Below are 19,950 nucleotides of genomic sequence, written 5' to 3'. Positions count from 1 at the left end.
TGGCGCAAGCAACAGGATCTCTGAGGTTTGCGCCATTTTTTCATCCCAACTTTCGAGGACCTGAATCATGTTGAAAGGCTACGGGGCTGTCATCCTCGATGGCGTTTGGCTGACGCTTCAGCTCGCCTTGTCGTCCATGGCCCTGGCCATTGTTCTGGGTCTGATCGGCGTGGCACTGCGTCTTTCGCCAGTGCGCTGGCTGGCCTGGCTGGGCGACCTGTATTCCACGGTGATCCGCGGTATTCCCGACCTGGTGCTGATCCTGCTGATTTTCTATGGCGGCCAGGACCTGCTCAACCGCGTCGCGCCGATGCTTGGCTATGACGAGTACATCGACCTGAACCCGTTGGCGGCCGGTATCGGCACCCTGGGCTTCATCTTCGGTGCGTACCTGTCGGAAACCTTCCGTGGCGCCTTCATGGCGATCCCCAAGGGGCAGGCCGAAGCGGGCATGGCCTACGGCATGAGCAGTTTCCAGGTGTTCTTCCGGGTGTTGGTGCCGCAGATGATTCGTCTGGCGATCCCGGGTTTCACCAACAACTGGCTGGTGTTGACCAAGGCTACCGCGCTGATTTCGGTGGTGGGGCTGCAAGACATGATGTTCAAGGCCAAGCAGGCGGCCGATGCCACCCGCGAACCTTTCACCTTCTTCCTCGCAGTGGCGGCGTTGTACCTGGTGATCACCAGTGTCTCGTTGCTGGCATTGCGTCACCTTGAGAAGCGCTACTCGGTAGGCGTAAGGGCGGCTGATCTATGATCTTCGACTACAACGTCATTTGGGAGGCATTACCGCTGTACCTCGGCGGCCTGCTGACCACCCTCAAACTGCTCGCGCTGTCGCTGTTCTTCGGCCTGCTGTGCGCATTGCCGCTGGGCCTGATGCGCGTCTCGAAGAACGCTGTCGTCAACATGTCGGCGTGGCTCTACACCTACGTGATCCGCGGCACGCCGATGCTGGTGCAGCTGTTTTTGATCTACTACGGACTGGCGCAGTTCGAAGCGGTGCGTGAAAGCTTCCTCTGGCCGTGGCTGTCCAGCGCAACCTTCTGTGCGTGCCTGGCGTTCGCGATCAACACCAGCGCCTACACCGCCGAAATCATCGCCGGCAGCCTGCGTGCCACGCCGAACGGTGAGATCGAAGCGGCCAAGGCCATGGGCATGTCGCGGGTCAAGATGTACAAGCGCATCCTGCTGCCGTCGGCCCTGCGCCGCGCGCTGCCGCAGTACAGCAACGAAGTGATCATGATGCTGCAGACCACCAGTCTGGCGTCCATCGTGACCCTTATCGATATCACCGGTGCCGCGCGCACGGTCAATGCCCAGTTCTACCTGCCGTTCGAGGCGTACATCACCGCCGGCGTGTTCTACCTGTGCCTGACCTTCATTCTGGTGAAGCTGTTCAAGATGGCCGAGCGCCGCTGGCTGGGTTACCTGGCCCCGCGGAAGCACTGACATGGAACGCATCGATCATGCTTTGCCGTGGAGCCACCTGGGCAGCGAACGCCGGATCTCGGTGTTCCGCTTCGGCAGCGGCGAGCGCAAGGCCTACATCCAGGCCAGCCTCCACGCCGATGAACTGCCGGGCATGCGCACCGCGTTCGAGCTGAAAAAGCGTCTGGCCGAACTCGAAGCGCAAGGCTTGCTCAACGGTGTGATCGAACTGGTGCCGGTGGCCAATCCACTGGGCCTCGGTCAACTGCTTCAGGGTAACCACCAAGGGCGTTTCGAGGCGGGCAGCGGCAAGAACTTCAACCGCGATTTCGTCGAGTTGAGTGCGCCGGTTGCGGCTGCGTTGGCAGAGAGCCTGGGTGATGATCCGCACGCCAACATTCGCCTGATCCGTCAGGCGATGGCCGATCATCTGGCCGCGTTGCCTGAGGCGAGCAGCCAGCTGCAAGGCATGCAGCATGTGCTGCTCAGCCACGCCTGCAGCGCCGATGTCGTGCTGGACCTGCATTGCGATGCCGAAGCGGCGCTGCACATGTATGCCTTGCCGCAGCACTGGCCGCAGTGGCGTTCGCTGGCTGCACACCTGAATGTGCGGGTCGGTCTGCTGGCGGAGGATTCCGGCGGCAGTTCGTTCGACGAAGCCTGTTCGTTGCCGTGGTTGCGTCTGTCGCGTCTGTTCCCGGATGCAAAGATTCCACTGGCCTGTCTGGCAACTACCATTGAATTAGGCGGGCAGGCCGACACCGGTCGCGCCCAAGCCTGCGCCCACGCCGAAGGCATTCTGGCGTTCCTCGCCGAGCAAGGCCTGATCGGTGGTGAATGGCCGAAACCTGCGCAAGAGTCTTGCGAGGGCATGCCGTTCGAAGGCACTGAATTGTTGTTGGCACCACACCCCGGTGTGGTGAGTTTCCTGCGTAAACCCGGTGAGTGGGTTGACGCGGGCGACGAGATTTTTGAAGTGATCGATCCGTTGGCGGATCGGGTCAGCACGGTGTGTGCTGGTACGTCCGGGGTGCTGTTTGCCATTGAACGGCTGCGTTATGCCCAACCCGGTTTCTGGCTGGCCAAGGTGGCGGGGCGCGAAGCGCTGCGTCACGGGCGCTTGCTCAACGACTGACTGACTGTTTTTGTGAGAACCGACCGCATGTACAAACTTGAAGTCCAAGACCTGCATAAACGCTATGGCAGTCACGAAGTGCTCAAGGGTGTGTCCCTGAAAGCGGCAGCCGGCGATGTGATCAGCATCATCGGCTCCAGTGGCTCCGGCAAAAGTACCTTCCTGCGTTGCATCAACCTGCTGGAGCAGCCGCACGCGGGCAAGATCCTGCTCAACAACGAAGAGTTGAAGCTGGTGGCGAACAAGGACGGCGCGCTGAAGGCCGCCGACCCGAAACAGCTGCAACGCATGCGTTCGCGCCTGTCGATGGTGTTCCAGCACTTCAACCTGTGGTCGCACATGACCGCGCTGGAAAACATCATGGAAGCGCCGGTGCACGTGCTGGGCGTATCCAAGGCTGAGGCCCGTGAAAAGGCCGAACACTACCTGAACAAGGTCGGCGTGGCGCACCGCAAGGACGCCTACCCGGGCCATATGTCCGGCGGCGAGCAGCAGCGCGTGGCGATTGCCCGTGCGCTGGCGATGGAGCCGGAAGTGATGTTGTTCGACGAACCGACCTCGGCGCTGGACCCGGAGCTGGTTGGCGACGTGTTGAAAGTCATGCAGGCCCTGGCCCAGGAAGGCCGGACCATGGTCGTGGTGACGCACGAAATGGGCTTCGCCCGTGAAGTGTCGAACCAGTTGGTGTTCCTGCACAAAGGTGTGGTCGAGGAGAGCGGCAACCCGCGTGAAGTGCTGGTGAACCCGCAATCCGAGCGTTTGCAGCAATTCCTTTCGGGTAGCCTGAAGTAATCAGAACTGCCGTTGTGCACCGCGATAGTGCATGCTTCGCAGTCTAAAGGCCGGCTCCGATCCCTGTGGGAGCGAGCCTGCTCTCGAATGCGGTGTGACATCCAACGTAGATGTCGACTGATCCACCGCTTTCGCGAGCAGGCTCGCTCCCACATTCAGATCCCGGCTGGTTTTTGAGATGTGTGTACATTTACGGGCTAGCATTGGCCCATGCCTTCATCACTGTTCTTCGCTTCGGATCGCTCACCCATGACTGCCCATCGAATTGGTTTCCTGATTTGGCCCAGCACTAAAGCACTGACGCTTGCGCTGGCTGAGGAGGCCTTGCGTGTTGCCCAGCGTGTGCATCCTGATGTGGTCTACGAACTGTCGTTTCTACATGCCGAAGCTCTGGCCGAACCGGCTACCGAAAACGCCTGGCAATTACCGGGCGAAGCGTGGACCGGCAAACTTGAAAACTTCCAGAAACTGTTCCTGCTCGCTGACGAGCCACCGACCGCACTGGCGCCGGCGCTCAGCAGTGCGCTCAAGCAATTGGTGCGTTCCGGTTGCGTGATCGGCGGTCTGTCGGCCGGTGTCTATCCGTTGGCGCAGCTTGGTTTGCTCGACGGTTATCGCGCAGCCGTACACTGGCGCTGGCAGGACGATTTCGCCGAGCGCTTCCCGAAAGTCATCGCCACCAGTCACCTGTTCGACTGGGATCGCGATCGCCTGACCGCGTGCGGCGGCATGTCGGTGCTCGATTTGCTGTTGGCGGTGCTGGCCCGTGATCACGGTGCGGAACTGGCTGGTGCGGTGTCGGAAGAGCTAGTGGTCGAGCGCATCCGCGAGGGTGGCGAGCGTCAGCGCATTCCGTTGCAGAACCGCCTCGGTTCCAGCCATCCGAAGCTCACGCAAGCCGTGCTGTTGATGGAAGCCAACATCGAAGAGCCGCTGACCACCGACGAAATCGCCCAGCACGTGTGCGTGTCCCGTCGGCAACTGGAGCGGATCTTCAAGCAATACCTCAACCGTGTGCCGAGCCAGTACTACCTGGAACTGCGCCTGAACAAGGCCCGGCAGATGTTGATGCAAACCAGCAAGTCGATCATCCAGATCGGCCTGTCCTGCGGCTTCTCCTCGGGGCCGCACTTCTCCAGCGCCTATCGCAATTTCTTCGGTGCCACGCCGCGGGAAGATCGCAACCAGCGGCGTAGCAGCAGTCCGTTCGAGTTGTCGTCGGTGCCGCCAGAACGCGGTTAACCCTCGGCTGACAAGGGTCATGGGTTTAGCACCCATGACCTGCTCGAGGGTTTAGTCAATTTCTATCTATATACATTGGCATCGTGCCAATCCTTGGGCGCTGAATAATGCCCAGGCAAATCCGTGCGCGATGATAAAGATGCAGCGCAGGGTCAGAGCGCGAGCAGGTTCGGCAAATCTAATCCTGGCAACCCTGCCGCTAACCTTGTCAGACAGTTAAACTGCGCCTTTGCGACCCTATATGTCGCATTGCCGTAAACCCGGGAAAATCCGGGGTTTGCGCTATAAGAAGTTGTCGCTTGGCGGCAAGGCCGGGCTGAAAACTGTCCTTACAATCCCCCCATCGCTCGCCAGTTTCAGGCGGGTGTTCCTCTTCAGGAGACTCCGATGTCCGTTGATCACGCTGCGGTAGAACGCGCCGATTTCGACCAGGTAATGGTTCCCAACTACGCGCCTGCCGCTTTCATTCCAGTGCGTGGCGCCGGTTCCCGCGTTTGGGACCAGTCCGGTCGCGAGCTGATCGACTTCGCCGGCGGGATTGCCGTTAACGTATTGGGCCACGCGCATCCGGCGCTGGTCGGTGCCTTGACTGAGCAGGCGAACAAGCTGTGGCACGTGTCCAACGTGTTCACCAACGAGCCGGCCTTGCGCCTGGCCCACAAGCTGGTCGATGCCACCTTTGCCGAGCGTGCCTTCTTCTGCAACTCCGGCGCCGAAGCCAACGAGGCCGCCTTCAAGCTGGCCCGTCGTGTCGGTTTCGACCGTTTCGGCAGCGAGAAGTACGAAATCATCGCCGCGCTCAACAGCTTTCACGGCCGTACCCTGTTCACCGTGAACGTCGGTGGCCAGTCGAAGTATTCCGATGGTTTCGGTCCGAAGATCACCGGCATCTCCCACGTGCCGTACAACGATCTGGCGGCCTTGAAAGCCGCCATTTCCGACAAGACCTGCGCTGTCGTACTGGAGCCGATCCAGGGTGAAAGCGGCGTGATCCCGGCTGAACTCGAGTACCTGCAAGGCGCCCGCGAACTCTGCACCGCACACAACGCGCTGCTGATCTTCGACGAAGTGCAGACCGGCATGGGCCGTACCGGCAAACTGTTTGCCTACCAGCATTACGGCGTGACCCCGGACATCCTGACCAGCGCCAAGAGCCTGGGCGGCGGTTTCCCGATCGCGGCGATGCTGACCACCGAAGACCTGGCCAAACACCTGGTCGTCGGCACCCACGGCACCACCTACGGCGGCAACCCGCTGGCGTGCGCTGTCGCGGGCGCTGTGATCGACGTGATCAACACCCCCGAGGTACTGGCTGGCGTCAACGCCAAGCACGACAAGTTCAAGGCGCGCCTGGAGCAGATCGGCGAGAAGTACGGCCTGTTCACCCAGGTTCGTGGCCTGGGCCTGTTGATCGGTTGTGTGCTGAGCGATGCCTGGAAAGGCAAGGCCAAGGACATCTTCAACGCCGCTGAAAAAGAAGGCCTGATGGTGCTGCAAGCCGGTCCGGACGTGGTGCGTTTCGCGCCAAGCCTGGTGGTTGAAGACGCGGACATCGACGAAGGCCTGGACCGCTTCGAACGTGCCGCGGCAAAACTGACGCAAGCCTGATAGACCCTTCGACGCCTGACCTTTCAGGCGTCGAACCGAATTTTTATGCCGGCCCCGCTTTTCTGTAGGAGCGAGCCTGCTCGCGATGGTGTGTCAGTCGACACCACGGTGCCTGACACACCATCGCGAGCAGGCTCGCTCCTACCCAAGTCTTCAAAAGGCCGGGCCGGCTTATTTTCCTCAAAGAGTTTAGAGAAAGGAGTGACACCATGCTGGTGATGCGCCCCGCGCAAATGGCTGATCTGGGCGAGGTACAGCGTCTGGCTGCGGACAGTCCGATTGGTGTCACTTCCTTGCCGGATGACGTTGAGCGCCTGAGCGACAAGATCGCGGCAAGCGAAGCCTCGTTCTCCGCCGAAGTGAGCTTCAACGGTGAGGAAAGCTATTTCTTCGTCCTCGAAGACACCGCCACCGGCAAGCTGGTCGGTTGCTCGGCCATCGTCGCGTCGGCCGGTTACTCCGAGCCGTTCTACAGCTTCCGCAACGAAACGTTCGTGCACGCTTCCCGCGAGCTGAAGATTCACAACAAGATCCACGTGCTCTCCCAGTGCCATGACCTGACCGGCAACAGCTTGCTGACCAGTTTCTACGTGCAGCGCGATCTGGTGGGTTCGCCGTGGTCGGAACTCAACTCCCGCGGTCGCCTGCTGTTCGTGGCCAGCCATCCGGAGCGTTTTGCCGATTCCGTGGTGACCGAGATCGTCGGTTACAGCGATGAAAACGGCGACTCGCCATTCTGGGACGCCATCGGCCGCAACTTTTTCGACCTCAACTACGCTGAAGCCGAGCGTCTGTGCGGCCTGAAGAGCCGTACGTTCCTCGCCGAACTGATGCCGCATTACCCGATCTACGTGCCCCTGTTGCCGGACTCCGCGCAGGAAGCGATGGGCCAGGTGCACCCGCGGGCGCAGATCACCTTCGACATCCTGATGCGCGAAGGCTTCGAGACCGATCACTACATCGACATCTTCGACGGCGGCCCGACCCTGCATGCCCGTGTCTCGGGGATCCGTTCGATCGCCCAGAGCCGTGTGGTGCCGGTGAAGATCGGCGAGCCGGTCAAAGGTGTCGGTCGCCAGTATCTGGTCGCCAATGCCCAGTTGCAGGACTACCGCGCCGTCATGCTCGAGCTTGACTACGCGCCGGGTAAACCGGTGAGCCTGGACCTGGAAGCGGCCGAAGCCCTGGGCGTCGGTGAAGGTGCCAGCGTGCGCCTGGTAGCGGTTTGACGCCTGCTCTGATCGCCAGAGAGTTTTGCCTAGAAAGCAGCGAAGTTTCACGGGTGGCGCAAGCGGCCCGTTTGAGGAGATAGCATGATCGTTCGTCCCGTACGCAGCAGCGATTTACCCGCTCTGATCGACCTGGCCCGCAGCACCGGCACCGGCCTGACTACCTTGCCGGCCAACGAAGAGCGTCTGGCCCATCGGGTCGGCTGGGCCGAGAAGACCTTTCGCGGCGAAGCCGGGCGGGCCGATGCGGACTACCTGTTCGTCCTCGAAGACGACAACGCTCGTGTGGTGGGCATTTCCGCCATCGCCGGCGCCGTCGGCCTGCGTGAGCCGTGGTACAACTTCCGGGTCGGTCTGACGGTTAGCGCTTCGCAAGAGCTGAAGATCTATCGTGAAATCCCGACGCTGTTCCTGGCCAACGACCTGACCGGCAACTCCGAGCTGTGCTCGCTGTTCCTGCATGCCGATTACCGCAGCGGCCTCAACGGGCGCATGTTGTCCAAGGCGCGGATGCTGTTTATCGCCGAATTCCCGCAACTGTTCGGCAACAAGATCATTGCCGAAATGCGCGGTGTTTCCGACGAAGCCGGACGTTCGCCGTTCTGGGAAAGCCTGGGCCGGCACTTCTTCAAGATGGAATTCAGCCAGGCCGACTACCTGACCGGCGTGGGCAACAAGGCGTTCATCGCCGAGCTGATGCCGAAATTCCCGCTGTACACCTGCTTCCTGTCGCCGGATGCGCGCAACGTCATCGGTCAGGTTCACCCGGACACCGAGCCGGCGCTGGCCATGCTCAAGAGCGAAGGTTTCAGCTACCAGGGCTACGTCGACATTTTCGACGCCGGCCCGGCCATCGAATGCGAAACCGGCAAGATCCGCGCCGTGCGTGACAGCCAGGCGCTGGTGCTGGCCGTTGGCACCCCGGGTGACGACGCCACGCCTTTCATCATTCACAACCGCAAGCGCGAAGACTGCCGCATCACTGCCGCTCCGGCACGTCTGGCCGCCGGTACTTTGGTGGTCGACCCGCTGACCGCCAAACGTCTTCAACTCAACGCTGGCGATCAAGTGCGCGCCGTGGCGTTGTCCGCAGCTCGGGAGTCGAAATAATGAAGTCGCTTTACATCGCAGGTGAATGGCTGGCCGGTCAGGGCGAAGCCTTCGAGTCGCTGAACCCGGTGACCCAGCAGGTGCTGTGGTCCGGCGTCGGTGCCACCGCCGCTCAGGTCGAGTCGGCTGTGCAGGCGGCGCGTCAGGCGTTCCCGGGCTGGGCGCGACGCACCCTGGAAGAACGTATCTCGGTGCTGGAGGCCTTTGCCGCTGCGCTGAAGAATCACGCTGACGAATTGGCCCGCACCATCGGTGAAGAAACCGGCAAGCCTTTGTGGGAAGCGGCGACCGAAGTGACCAGCATGGTCAACAAGATCGCCATCTCGGTGCAGAGCTACCGCGAGCGTACCGGCGAGAAGAGCGGCCCGCTGGGCGACGCCACCGCTGTGCTGCGCCACAAACCCCACGGTGTGGTGGCGGTGTTTGGTCCTTACAACTTCCCGGGCCACTTGCCGAACGGCCACATCGTGCCGGCATTGCTGGCCGGTAACAGCGTGCTGTTCAAGCCGAGCGAGCTGACGCCGAAAGTGGCCGAACTGACGGTCAAGTGCTGGATCGAAGCCGGTCTGCCGGCCGGCGTATTGAACCTGCTGCAAGGCGCTCGCGAAACCGGCATCGCGCTGGCGGCGAACCCGGGTATCGACGGTCTGTTCTTCACCGGTTCCAGCCGTACCGGCAATCACCTGCACCAGCAGTTTGCCGGTCGTCCGGACAAGATCCTGGCGCTGGAAATGGGCGGTAACAACCCGCTGGTGGTCGATCAGGTCGCCGACCTCGATGCCGCGGTGTACACCATCATTCAGTCGGCGTTCATCTCCGCCGGCCAGCGCTGCACCTGTGCCCGCCGCCTGCTGGTGCCGCAGGGCGCCTGGGGCGACTCGCTGCTGGCGCGCCTGGTGGCGGTCAGCGCGACGATTGAAGTCGGTGCCTTCGATCAGCAACCGGCGCCGTTCATGGGCTCGGTGGTCTCTCTCGGCGCTGCGAAAGCACTGATGGATGCACAGGAACACCTGCTGGCCAATGGTGCCGTGGCACTGCTGGAAATGACCCAGCCACAGGCTCGGTCGGCCCTGCTGACCCCGGGTATTCTGGACGTGACCGCTGTCGCCGACCGTCCTGACGAAGAGCTGTTCGGCCCTTTGCTGCAAGTGATCCGCTACGCTGATTTTGAAGGGGCGATCGCTGAAGCCAACGACACCGCCTACGGTCTGGCCGCCGGTCTGCTGTCGGATTCCGAAGCACGTTACCAGCAGTTCTGGCTGGAAAGCCGCGCCGGTATCGTCAACTGGAACAAACAACTGACCGGCGCGGCAAGCAGTGCGCCATTCGGCGGCGTCGGCGCCTCGGGCAACCATCGCGCCAGTGCCTATTACGCGGCAGATTACTGCGCGTACCCGGTGGCCTCGCTGGAAACGCCGAGCCTGGTGTTGCCGGCGGCCCTCACGCCTGGCGTGAAGATGGCTTAGCGCCTATTCGCGAGCAGGCTCGCTCCCACAGGTATTGCGTAATCCTTGTGGGAGCGAGCCTGCTCGCGAAAGCCGCGACCCGGTCTTACTGAACAGTTACTGAAGCCTATAACAACAGATTCTCGTGGAGCCTCGCTGATGAAATCCTATGAAGTCAATTTTGACGGTCTAGTGGGGCCGACCCATAACTACGGCGGCCTGTCCTACGGCAACGTCGCGTCCCAGAGCAACAGCCAGCAGTCCTCCAACCCCAAGGAAGCGGCTCTGCAAGGCCTGGCAAAAATGAAAGCGCTGATGGAAATGGGTTTCCAGCAGGGCGTACTGGCACCGCAAGAGCGCCCGGATGTGGCCGCACTGCGTCGCCTGGGCTTCGGCGGCACCGACGCTGAAGTGATCGAACGCGCTGCCAAAGACGCGATGCCGCTGCTGGTGGCCAGTTGCTCGGCCTCGAGCATGTGGGTGGCCAACGCCGCCACCGTCAGCCCGAGCGCTGACACCGCTGATGGCCGCGTGCATTTCACCGCCGCCAACCTCAACTGCAAATATCACCGCAGCATCGAACACCCGACCACCAGCCGCGTGCTGGGGGCGATGTTCGCTGACCAGAAACACTTCGCCCACCACGCCGCCTTGCCGGCCGTGGCGCAATTCGGTGACGAAGGTGCGGCCAACCACACGCGTTTCTGCCGTGAGTACGGCGCAGCCGGCGTTGAGTTCTTCGTGTTCGGCCGCAGCGCGTTCGATACGCGCTACCCGGCTCCGCAGAAGTACCCTGCACGCCAGACCCTCGAAGCGTCACAGGCTGTTGCCCGCCTGCACGGCTTGAGCGATGACGGCGTGGTCTACGCGCAGCAGAACCCATCGGTGATCGATCAGGGTGTGTTCCACAACGACGTGATCGCCGTCGGCAACGGTGAAGTGCTGTTCTATCACGAGGATGCGTTCCTCGAGACTGAGCAGATGCTGGCCGAATTGCAGAGCAAACTCGCCAAAGTCGGTGGGAAATTTCAGTCTGTCTGCGTACCGCGTTCCGCGGTAACAGTGGAAGACGCGGTTCGTTCCTACCTGTTCAATAGCCAGCTGCTGTCACGTCCTGACGGTTCCATGCTGTTGATCGTGCCGGAAGAATGCCGTGGCAACGAGCGCGTCTGGCAGTACTTGCAGGGTTTGACCAGCTCCGGCGGCCTGATCCGCGAAGTGAAAGTCTTCGATCTCAAGCAGAGCATGCAGAACGGCGGTGGCCCGGCTTGCCTGCGGTTGCGTGTCGCACTCAACGAAACCGAACTGGCGGCCGTCAACCCAGGGGTTATCATGACGGCACCGTTGTACGGCACTCTGACCGAATGGGTCGAAAAGCATTACCGCGACCGCATGACCGAAAACGATCTGGCGGACCCGCATTTGCTGCTTGAGTGCCGGACGGCACTGGATGAACTGACGCAAATCCTTAAACTGGGCGCGGTTTATCCATTCCAGATCAATTGATCGACGGCGCGCTTCGGGCACGACAGCGCGCCGCTTCATCTCAAACGAGAGCGTAATGACATGAGCGACAAACTGCAGCTGATCCTTGAAGACACCGACGGCACGCAACTGGAAACCTCCTGCACCCGCGTCGCGGTCATGTGGCAAGGCAAAGAGCTGTGGATCCAGCACGATGGTCGTGGCCAGTTGCTGATCGGTGTGGACGTCGAAGAAGGCGATGCCGAATACGCAAACCTGCTGCTGCGCCCATTGGCGACTAATCTGGTAAGTCTGCAACTGGAGATGGAACCGGCTGACCTCACCGACGAGGAACACGTTCACGGCCCGGATTGCAACCAAGACCACTAAGGAAACCGCTCTATGCTCGCCCTCGGCAAACTGCTTGAACTGACCCTCGCCGGTCGTGAACCGGCGGAGAAGACTCAACTGACTGTCGAAGGCGTGCGCATGCGCTGGTTGAGCGAAGGTGCGCTGGAAGTCCGGCCGCCCGAAGCGCGCGACAACGGCCTGGACCTGCTGCTGTCGGCGGGGATCCACGGCAACGAAACAGCGCCGATCGAGTTGCTCGATCGCCTGTTGCATGACATTGCCCGCGGCGACTTGAAGCCGCGCGCACGCATTCTGTTCCTGTTCGGCAACCCCGAAGCGATTCGCAAAGGCGAGCGTTTCATCGAACAGGACGTCAATCGGCTATTCAATGGCCGTCACGAACAAAGCAGCGGTTCCGAAGCCCTGCGCGCCTGTGAGCTGGAGCGCCTGGCCGCGAGTTTCTTCAGCGTGCCGGATCGCCAGCGTCTGCATTACGACCTGCATACCGCGATCCGTGGCTCGAAAGTCGAGCAGTTCGCGTTGTACCCCTGGAAGGAGGGGCGCCAGCATTCGCGCCTGGAACTGGCTCGCTTGCGCGCCGCCGGCATGGAAGCGGTGTTGTTGCAGAACAAGCCATCCATCGTGTTCAGCGCCTACACCTATGACAAGCTCGGTGCAGAGGCTTTCACCCTGGAGCTCGGCAAGGCGCGGCCGTTCGGACAAAACGCCGGGGTCAATGTCTCGCTGCTGGAGCATCGCCTCAAGCAGATCATTGAAGGCGCCGAGCCGGAACTGACAGAAGCGGCACTGGATGGCTTGCAGCTGTACAGCGTGGCGCGGGAAATCATCAAGCACAGCGACAGCTTCCGCCTGAACCTGCCGCCGGACATCGAGAACTTTTCCGAACTGGATGTGGGTTATTTGCTGGCGGAAGACATCGCCAATACCCGCTGGATCATCGAGGAGGAGGGTGCCCGGATCATCTTCCCGAATCCCAAGGTGAAGAACGGCCTGCGTGCCGGCATCCTGATCGTGCCGACCACCGACGAAAACCTGGCCTGAATACAACACATAACAAATGTAGGAGCGAGCCTGCTCGCGATGAGCGTAAGAACACCGCGGGATATCAGATTTCCCGCGTTATCGTTGACGACCATCGCGAGCAGGCTCGCTCCTACAGGGTTATGCGGTGATTAGACTGCTACTGCGCGTGGTTCACTGCGGCGCAGCGAGCGGATTTTCATCAGCGTATCCGCACACGTCTTCGCCGCTTCCTGGCCTTTATGCAAGAAATGCTCGAAGAAGAACTTCTGGTGCTCTTCGCCGGCATGGAAGTGGTGCGGGGTCAGGGACACCGAGAACACCGGCACTTCGGTTTCCAGCTGAACCTGCATCAGGCCGCTGACGACCGACTGGGCAACGAACTCGTGGCGGTAGATCCCGCCGTCCACCACCAGGGCTGCAGCGACGATGCCGGCATAACGGCCGGTCTTGGCCAGCAGCTTGGCGTGCAGGGGCATTTCAAAGGCGCCGCCGACTTCGAAGAAATCGATGTCGGACTCCTGATAACCCTGGGCAATCATTTCGGCGACGAAGCCTTTACGGCTCTGATCGACAATATCCTTGTGCCAGCAGGCCTGGATGAACGCGACGCGCTCGCCGTGGTGGTGTTTGCTTTTGCTGTCGATTGCGGTGGGTTGCATGTTCTGACTCCTGTTTGTGTGAAAAACAGGGCGTTATGAATCGAAGGGGATCCAAGGGGACGCACGCTCGCACGAATGCTGGCGGACGGCCCTTTGCTGTCAATCCCGTTCTCTCTTCATCCGGACTATGACCGTCGGCCCCGGGATCACACCGGGTCTGCTGACCTTGCTGCCAGGCACCGCCGAAGCCGTGCTGTCACCAAGCGCTCGCGGGCTATGCGCATTGCGCGCAATTACCGCCGGTGGGGAGTTGCACCCCGCCCTGAGAACGTTTTTGCCGCCGGAATGTTTGGCGGCGCAGCGTTTTTATCACATATTTGCGGTATGCGCATGGCCCCTTTTGGATGATTGTTATCGACTTTTCTGTTGGATTGATCGGCCTTTTCCTACGCAAGGGTTGATTAATCGTCACCATGCCCGCAGTAATTCTTTCCTGAAAGGGATTTCCCCTGCTTACCGAGGCCAGATTCATGAGCGTTATCGATCTTCGCAGCGACACCGTCACCCAACCTTCCGCCGGCATGCTCGACGCGATGGCCAACGCCGCCACCGGCGATGACGTGTATGGCGAAGACCCGACGGTCAATCATCTGGAAGCCGAACTGGCCAGGCGCCTGGGGTTTGCCGCGGCACTGTTCGTGCCGACCGGTACCATGAGCAACCTGCTTGGGTTGATGGCCCATTGCGAGCGCGGCGACGAGTACATCGTCGGCCAGCAGGCCCACACCTATAAATACGAAGGGGGTGGTGCTGCGGTACTCGGCTCGATTCAGCCGCAACCGCTGGAAGTGCAGGCCGATGGTTCACTGGACCTGGCCCACGTCGCGGCGGCGATCAAGCCGGATGACTTCCACTTCGCCCGCACCAGGCTGCTGGCGCTGGAAAACACCATGCAGGGCAAGGTCCTGCCGCTGGAATACCTGGCGCGGGCGCGCAGTTTCACCCAAGAGCATGGCTTGCAGCTGCACCTGGACGGCGCACGTTTGTATAACGCGGCAGTGAAGCTGGGAGTGGATGCCCGGGAAATCACCCAACATTTCGATTCCGTCTCGGTTTGCCTGTCCAAAGGGTTGGGTGCACCGGTGGGTTCGGTGCTGTGTGGCTCGGCCGAGCTGATCGGCAAGGCCCGGCGCCTGCGCAAAATGGTCGGTGGCGGCATGCGCCAGGCCGGGATTCTGGCGGCGGCAGGCCTGTATGCACTGGATCACAACGTAGAGCGCCTGGCCGACGACCACGCCAATGCACAATTGCTGGCCGAAGGCCTGCGTGCGGCGGGCTTCGAGGTCGAACCGGTGCAGACCAACATGGTTTACGTGCAGATGGGCGACAAGGCCGAGGCGCTCAAGGCGTTTGCCGCCGAGCGCGGGATCAGGCTCAGTGCTGCCGCGCGCCTGCGCATGGTCACGCACATGGACGTCAGCCGTGCGCAAATCGGGCAAGTCGTCGCGACATTCGTCGACTTTTCGCGCAAGTGATAGCGTTAGCACTCCAATTGACCGTTTCTATCGTATAAACACGCTGTACCCCGCGCGCAGGGCCGATATAATGCGGCCCTTTGCCGTCGCTTCGTCTGTTGACGTTTCGAACAGGCCTTTGGCCGCAGCCTCCGTGGAAGAACCTAATGAAAAGCGCAGAAATCCGTGAAGCCTTCCTTCGCTTCTTCGAAGAGCAAGGCCACACCCGTGTAGCCTCCAGCTCTTTGATTCCGGGCAACGACCCAACCCTGCTGTTCACTAACGCGGGGATGAACCAGTTCAAGGACTGCTTCCTGGGCCAGGAAAAGCGCGCGTACACCCGCGCGGTCAGCAGCCAGAAATGCGTGCGCGCCGGCGGCAAGCACAACGACCTGGAAAACGTCGGTTATACCGCTCGTCACCACACTTTCTTCGAAATGCTGGGTAACTTCAGCTTCGGCGATTATTTCAAGCGTGACGCCATCAGCTACGCCTGGAACTTCCTGACTTCCGACAAGTGGCTGAACCTGCCGAAGGAAAAGCTCTGGGTCACCGTCTACGCCAGCGATGACGAGGCGTATGACATCTGGACCAAGGAAATCGGGGTTCCGGCCGAGCGCATGGTGCGCATCGGCGACAACAAGGGCGCGCCGTACGCCTCCGACAACTTCTGGACCATGGGCGATACCGGCCCGTGCGGTCCTTGCACCGAGATTTTCTACGATCACGGCGCCGACATCTGGGGTGGCCCACCGGGCTCGCCGGAAGAAGATGGCGACCGTTACATCGAGATCTGGAACAACGTGTTCATGCAGTTCAACCGCACCGCCGATGGCGTGTTGCACCCGCTGCCAGCGCCGTCGGTCGACACCGGCATGGGCCTGGAGCGGATCAGTGCCGTGCTGCAGCACGTTCACTCGAACTATGAAATCGACCTGTTCCAGAGCCTGCTGAACGCATCGGCCAAGGCCATCGGTTGCACCAACGACGCTCAGGCTTCCCTGAAAGTCGTGGCTGACCACATCCGTTCCTGCGGTTTCCTGATCGCCGACGGCGTGCTGCCGTCCAACGAAGGCCGCGGCTACGTGCTGCGCCGGATCATCCGTCGCGCCTGCCGTCACGGTAACAAGCTGGGCGCCAAGGGCAGCTTCTTCTACCAGATCGTCGCGGCCCTGGTCGCGGAGATGGGCGAAGCCTTCCCGGAACTGAAATCCCAGCAGGCGCACATCGAGCGCGTGCTGAAGGCCGAAGAAGAACAGTTCGCCAAGACCCTGGAGCAGGGCCTGAAGATCCTCGAGCAGGATCTGGCCGAGCTCAAGGGCGACGTGGTGCCGGGCGACGTGGTGTTCAAACTCTACGACACCTACGGTTTCCCGATGGACCTGACCGGCGACATCGCTCGCGAGCGCAGCCTGACCATCGACGAAGCCGGTTTTGAACGTGAGATGGAAGCCCAGCGCGTCCGTGCCCGTTCCGCCAGTTCCTTCGGCATGGACTACAACAGCCTGGTCAAGGTCGATGTGGACACCGAGTTCACCGGTTACACCGCTCACAGCGGTTCGGCCAAGATCGTTGCTCTCTATAAAGACGGGCAATCGGTTGACGTGCTGAGCGAAGGCGAAGAGGGCGTGGTCGTTCTGAACCAGACGCCGTTCTATGCGGAATCCGGTGGCCAGATCGGCGATTGCGGCTTCCTCCAGGCTGGCGCTGCGCGTTTCGACGTGCGCGACACCACCAAGACCGGCGGTGCGTTCCTGCACCACGGTGTGCTGGATTCGGGTAGCCTGATTGTCGGTGCTCCGGTCGAGGCTCATGTCGATGCCGAAGTGCGTCACGCCACTTCGCTGAACCACTCGGCGACTCACTTGCTGCATGCCGCATTGCGCCAGGTGCTGGGCGATCACGTTCAGCAGAAAGGCTCGCTGGTCGACAGTCAGCGCCTGCGCTTCGACTTCAGCCACTTCGAGGCCATCAAGCCTGAACAGCTCAAAGCGCTGGAAGACATCGTCAACGCCGAGATTCGCAAGAACTCCGAAGTTGAAACCGAAGAAACCGACATCGAAACCGCCAAGCAGAAAGGCGCCATGGCGCTGTTCGGCGAGAAATACGGCGACAACGTGCGCGTGTTGAGCATGGGCGATTTCTCCGTCGAACTGTGCGGCGGTATCCACGCCAACCGTACCGGCGACATCGGCCTGCTGAAAATCATCAGCGAAGGCGGTGTGGCATCGGGTGTGCGTCGTATCGAAGCTGTCACCGGCGCGCAAGCGCTGGCCTACTTGAACGCAGCGGAAGAACAACTCAAGGAAGCGGCCAGCCTGGTCAAGGGCAGCCGCGATAACCTGATCGACAAGCTGTCGGCTGTGCTGGAGCGCAACCGTCTGCTGGAAAAGCAACTCGAGCAGTTGCAAGCCAAGGCTGCCAGTGCCGCGGGCGACGACCTGTCGGCCCAGGCGCTGGACGTCAAGGACGTGAAAGTGCTGGCCGTGCGTCTGGACGGTCAGGATGGCAAGGCGCTGCTGGCGCTGGTCGATCAACTGAAAAACAAACTCGGCCGCGCAGTGATCCTGCTCGGCAGTGTCCATGAGGATAAGGTCGTTCTGGTTGCAGGCGTAACCAAAGACCTGACTGGCCAACTCAAAGCCGGTGATTTGATGAAGCAAGCCGCTGCGGCAGTGGGCGGGAAGGGTGGTGGTCGTCCAGACATGGCGCAAGGCGGCGGTACCGACGCTGGCGCACTGGATGCGGCACTGGCCCTGACCGTTCCGTTTGTAGAGCAGGGTCTATAAGGCAGTGCTTGCGGCTCGCAGTCTAGTGGCGGGCCGCAACGCTGTTTGAGTGATTATTTGGGCGCCCTTCATGGGCAGAGGCGGCTTTGAAATGGCTTTGATCGTACAGAAATTTGGAGGCACCTCGGTCGGCACTGTCGAGAGAATCGAGCAGGTCGCCGACAAGGTTAAGAAATTCCGCGATGCCGGCGATGACCTGGTGGTTGTGCTGTCTGCAATGAGCGGCGAAACCAACCGTCTGATCGATCTGGCCAAGCAAATCAGTGGCGACGGTCAACCGGTTCCGCGCGAGCTGGACGTGATCGTCTCCACCGGTGAGCAGGTGACGATTGCCCTGTTGGCCATGGCACTGATCAAGCGTGGCGTGCCGGCGGTGTCCTACACCGGCAACCAGGTGCGGATTCTGACGGATAGCGCACACAATAAAGCGCGTATCCTGCAGATTGATGACCAGAAGATTCGCGGTGATCTGAAGGCCGGTCGCGTGGTAGTGGTCGCCGGTTTCCAGGGCGTCGACGAGCACGGCAATATCACCACCCTCGGTCGTGGCGGTTCCGACACCACCGGCGTGGCGCTGGCGGCAGCCCTGAAGGCTGACGAATGCCAGATCTACACCGACGTCGACGGTGTCTACACCACCGACCCGCGTGTGGTGTCCGTGGCTCAGCGCCTGGACAAGATCACCTTCGAAGAGATGCTGGAAATGGCCAGCCTCGGTTCCAAGGTATTGCAGATCCGCGCGGTCGAGTTCGCCGGCAAGTACAACGTTCCGCTGCGCGTACTGCACAGCTTCAAGGAGGGTCCGGGCACCCTCATTACTATTGATGAAGAGGAAACCATGGAACAGCCGATCATTTCCGGTATCGCTTTCAACCGCGATGAAGCCAAGCTGACCATCCGTGGCGTGCCAGACATTCCGGGCGTTGCATTCAAGATTCTCGGCCCGATCAGTGCCGCGAACATTGAAGTCGACATGATCGTGCAGAACGTCGCGCACGATAACACCACCGACTTCACCTTCACCGTGCACCGCAACGACTACCAGGCGGCGCAAGCCGTGCTGGAAAAGACCGCTGGTGAGCTGGGTGCCCGTGAAGTCGTGGGCGACACCAAGATCGCCAAGGTGTCGATCGTCGGCGTTGGCATGCGTTCCCACGCAGGCGTTGCCAGCCGCATGTTCGAATCCCTGGCCAAGGAAAGCATCAACATCCAGATGATCTCGACTTCGGAAATCAAAGTCTCCGTAGTGATCGAAGAGAAGTATCTGGAACTGGCTGTGCGCGCTCTGCACACGGCGTTCGAACTGGACGCACCGGCCCGCCAGGGCGAGTGATGCGTTTGCCAAAAGGCGCGGTCTGACCGCGCCTTTTGTTTTTTTGAATGGCGTGCCCCCCCGAGCCTGTTCTTTTGCTCGCGCTAGTCAATACTCAGGCATGTAGGGCTGCGACCGCTCCGGTTGTGGGTCGAGTGCCTTTTTTTTGCAGACTGTAGTCCCTGAAATGAAACGCGTGAGGAGAAAGGTATGCTGATTCTGACTCGTCGGTGCGCAGAAAGCCTGATTATCGGTGATGGCGAAATCACCGTGACCGTGCTCGGCGTCAAAGGAAATCAAGTGCGCATCGGTGTTAATGCTCCCAAAGAGGTAGCTGTTCACCGGGAGGAAATTTACCTGCGTATCAAGAAAGAGAAGGACGAAGAACCAAGCCATTAATTTTTATCGTTTTTTATGTTTGCAAACGGGGAAGAAGCTGGTTAATATACGCCCCGTGTTGCGGAGAGCTGGCCGAGTGGCCGAAGGCGCTCCCCTGCTAAGGGAGTACACCTCAAAAGGGTGTCGGGGGTTCGAATCCCCCGTTCTCCGCCATTATTTGCGTAGTACGTTGTAATCTGGCTTCTTCGGTAAGTTGTTGAAATTACTAGAAAAAGTGCTTGACATAGAGATTGGACGGCCTATAATGCGCGGCAACAAATGCACTCGTAGCTCAGCTGGATAGAGTACTCGGCTACGAACCGAGCGGTCACAGGTTCGAATCCTGTCGAGTGCACCATTTAAGAGTTGTTTGCAGTGATGCGAATGACTTGGCTTCAACCAGTTGTGATCTGGTCTAAAAACACAAATTGCACTCGTAGCTCAGCTGGATAGAGTACTCGGCTACGAACCGAGCGGTCACAGGTTCGAATCCTGTCGAGTGCACCA

General features: G+C 60.7%; 17 protein-coding genes, 3 tRNA genes and 1 riboswitch. Of the genes, 19 read left to right on the top strand and 1 reads right to left on the bottom strand.

Features of this window, described 5'->3' with window-relative positions; genetic code table 11:
• The first annotated feature begins 67 nt into the window (after nt 1-67).
• The 12 genes from ACEN8E_RS23030 (at nt 68) to astE (ending at nt 12,869) form a co-directional block, all read left to right on the top strand.
• Entirely contained in the window at nt 68-757 is a 690-nt protein-coding gene (locus tag ACEN8E_RS23030) for an ABC transporter permease (RefSeq protein ID WP_095193266.1), read from the top strand.
• Nucleotides 754-1,452, top strand: a complete 699-nt coding sequence (locus ACEN8E_RS23025; RefSeq protein WP_429367132.1) for an ABC transporter permease — start codon at nt 754-756, stop codon at nt 1,450-1,452. The genes ACEN8E_RS23030 and ACEN8E_RS23025 overlap by 4 nt, the downstream gene beginning before the upstream one ends.
• A 1-nt stretch (nt 1,453) precedes the next feature.
• Nucleotides 1,454-2,566 (top strand): M14 family metallopeptidase, encoded by a 1,113-nt coding sequence (locus ACEN8E_RS23020; protein ID WP_495589996.1) that lies wholly within the window; start codon nt 1,454-1,456, stop codon nt 2,564-2,566.
• Nucleotides 2,567-2,593: 27 nt separating this feature from the next.
• Nucleotides 2,594-3,358: an ABC transporter ATP-binding protein gene (locus tag ACEN8E_RS23015; RefSeq protein WP_007971015.1), complete on the top strand. Its 765-nt coding sequence runs from the start codon at nt 2,594-2,596 to the stop codon at nt 3,356-3,358.
• A 249-nt stretch (nt 3,359-3,607) separates the two neighbouring features.
• Nucleotides 3,608-4,600: a transcriptional regulator ArgR gene (gene argR, locus ACEN8E_RS23010; protein WP_495589995.1), complete on the top strand. Its 993-nt coding sequence runs from the start codon at nt 3,608-3,610 to the stop codon at nt 4,598-4,600.
• A 387-nt stretch (nt 4,601-4,987) separates the two neighbouring features.
• Entirely contained in the window at nt 4,988-6,208 is a 1,221-nt protein-coding gene (locus ACEN8E_RS23005; protein ID WP_495589994.1) for an aspartate aminotransferase family protein, read from the top strand.
• Nucleotides 6,209-6,417: 209 nt separating this feature from the next.
• Nucleotides 6,418-7,437 carry an arginine/ornithine succinyltransferase subunit alpha gene (gene aruF, locus ACEN8E_RS23000; protein ID WP_495589993.1) on the top strand — a complete coding sequence of 340 codons (1,020 nt, stop codon included), beginning with the start codon at nt 6,418-6,420 and terminating at the stop codon, nt 7,435-7,437.
• An 84-nt stretch (nt 7,438-7,521) separates the two neighbouring features.
• Nucleotides 7,522-8,547 carry an arginine N-succinyltransferase gene (astA, locus tag ACEN8E_RS22995; RefSeq protein ID WP_495589992.1) on the top strand — a complete coding sequence of 342 codons (1,026 nt, stop codon included), beginning with the start codon at nt 7,522-7,524 and terminating at the stop codon, nt 8,545-8,547.
• Nucleotides 8,544-10,013, top strand: coding sequence for a succinylglutamate-semialdehyde dehydrogenase (gene astD, locus ACEN8E_RS22990; protein WP_495593378.1), 1,470 nt, complete (start codon nt 8,544-8,546; stop codon nt 10,011-10,013). The genes astA and astD overlap by 4 nt, the downstream gene beginning before the upstream one ends.
• A 138-nt stretch (nt 10,014-10,151) precedes the next feature.
• Nucleotides 10,152-11,498 (top strand): N-succinylarginine dihydrolase, encoded by a 1,347-nt coding sequence (gene astB / locus ACEN8E_RS22985; RefSeq protein ID WP_495589991.1) that lies wholly within the window; start codon nt 10,152-10,154, stop codon nt 11,496-11,498.
• Between the two features lie 60 nt (nt 11,499-11,558).
• Nucleotides 11,559-11,846 carry a topoisomerase II gene (locus ACEN8E_RS22980; protein WP_495589990.1) on the top strand — a complete coding sequence of 96 codons (288 nt, stop codon included), beginning with the start codon at nt 11,559-11,561 and terminating at the stop codon, nt 11,844-11,846.
• A gap of 12 nt (nt 11,847-11,858) precedes the next feature.
• A complete protein-coding gene (gene astE, locus ACEN8E_RS22975; protein WP_495589989.1) occupies nt 11,859-12,869 on the top strand; it encodes a succinylglutamate desuccinylase in 1,011 nt (336 codons plus the stop codon).
• A gap of 131 nt (nt 12,870-13,000) precedes the next feature.
• Here astE and ACEN8E_RS22970 read toward each other — a convergent pair whose 3' ends face one another.
• Nucleotides 13,001-13,510 carry a 6,7-dimethyl-8-ribityllumazine synthase gene (locus ACEN8E_RS22970; RefSeq protein WP_495589988.1) on the bottom strand — a complete coding sequence of 170 codons (510 nt, stop codon included), beginning with the start codon at nt 13,508-13,510 and terminating at the stop codon, nt 13,001-13,003.
• Between the two features lie 103 nt (nt 13,511-13,613).
• A riboswitch (FMN riboswitch) is annotated at nt 13,614-13,784 on the bottom strand.
• A gap of 196 nt (nt 13,785-13,980) precedes the next feature.
• On the opposite strand from ACEN8E_RS22970, the gene ltaE reads away from it, so the two are divergent.
• The 7 genes from ltaE (at nt 13,981) to ACEN8E_RS22935 (ending at nt 19,950) form a co-directional block, all read left to right on the top strand.
• Nucleotides 13,981-14,985: a low-specificity L-threonine aldolase gene (gene ltaE, locus ACEN8E_RS22965; RefSeq protein WP_495589987.1), complete on the top strand. Its 1,005-nt coding sequence runs from the start codon at nt 13,981-13,983 to the stop codon at nt 14,983-14,985.
• A gap of 146 nt (nt 14,986-15,131) precedes the next feature.
• Nucleotides 15,132-17,753 (top strand): alanine--tRNA ligase, encoded by a 2,622-nt coding sequence (gene alaS, locus ACEN8E_RS22960; RefSeq protein ID WP_495589986.1) that lies wholly within the window; start codon nt 15,132-15,134, stop codon nt 17,751-17,753.
• Nucleotides 17,754-17,844: 91 nt separating this feature from the next.
• Entirely contained in the window at nt 17,845-19,086 is a 1,242-nt protein-coding gene (locus tag ACEN8E_RS22955; RefSeq protein WP_007971040.1) for an aspartate kinase, read from the top strand.
• 189 nt (nt 19,087-19,275) lie between these two features.
• Nucleotides 19,276-19,464 carry a carbon storage regulator CsrA gene (gene csrA / locus ACEN8E_RS22950; protein WP_002554426.1) on the top strand — a complete coding sequence of 63 codons (189 nt, stop codon included), beginning with the start codon at nt 19,276-19,278 and terminating at the stop codon, nt 19,462-19,464.
• Between the two features lie 62 nt (nt 19,465-19,526).
• A tRNA-Ser gene (locus ACEN8E_RS22945) sits at nt 19,527-19,617 on the top strand.
• Nucleotides 19,618-19,724: 107 nt separating this feature from the next.
• Nucleotides 19,725-19,801 (top strand) — tRNA-Arg (locus ACEN8E_RS22940).
• Nucleotides 19,802-19,873: 72 nt separating this feature from the next.
• A tRNA-Arg gene (locus tag ACEN8E_RS22935) sits at nt 19,874-19,950 on the top strand.

It is taken from the genome of Pseudomonas sp. Pseusp9 (assembly GCF_059491265.1).
The sequence above is the reverse complement of the archived record's forward strand: the minus strand, read 5'-3'. Positions and strand labels throughout refer to the sequence as shown.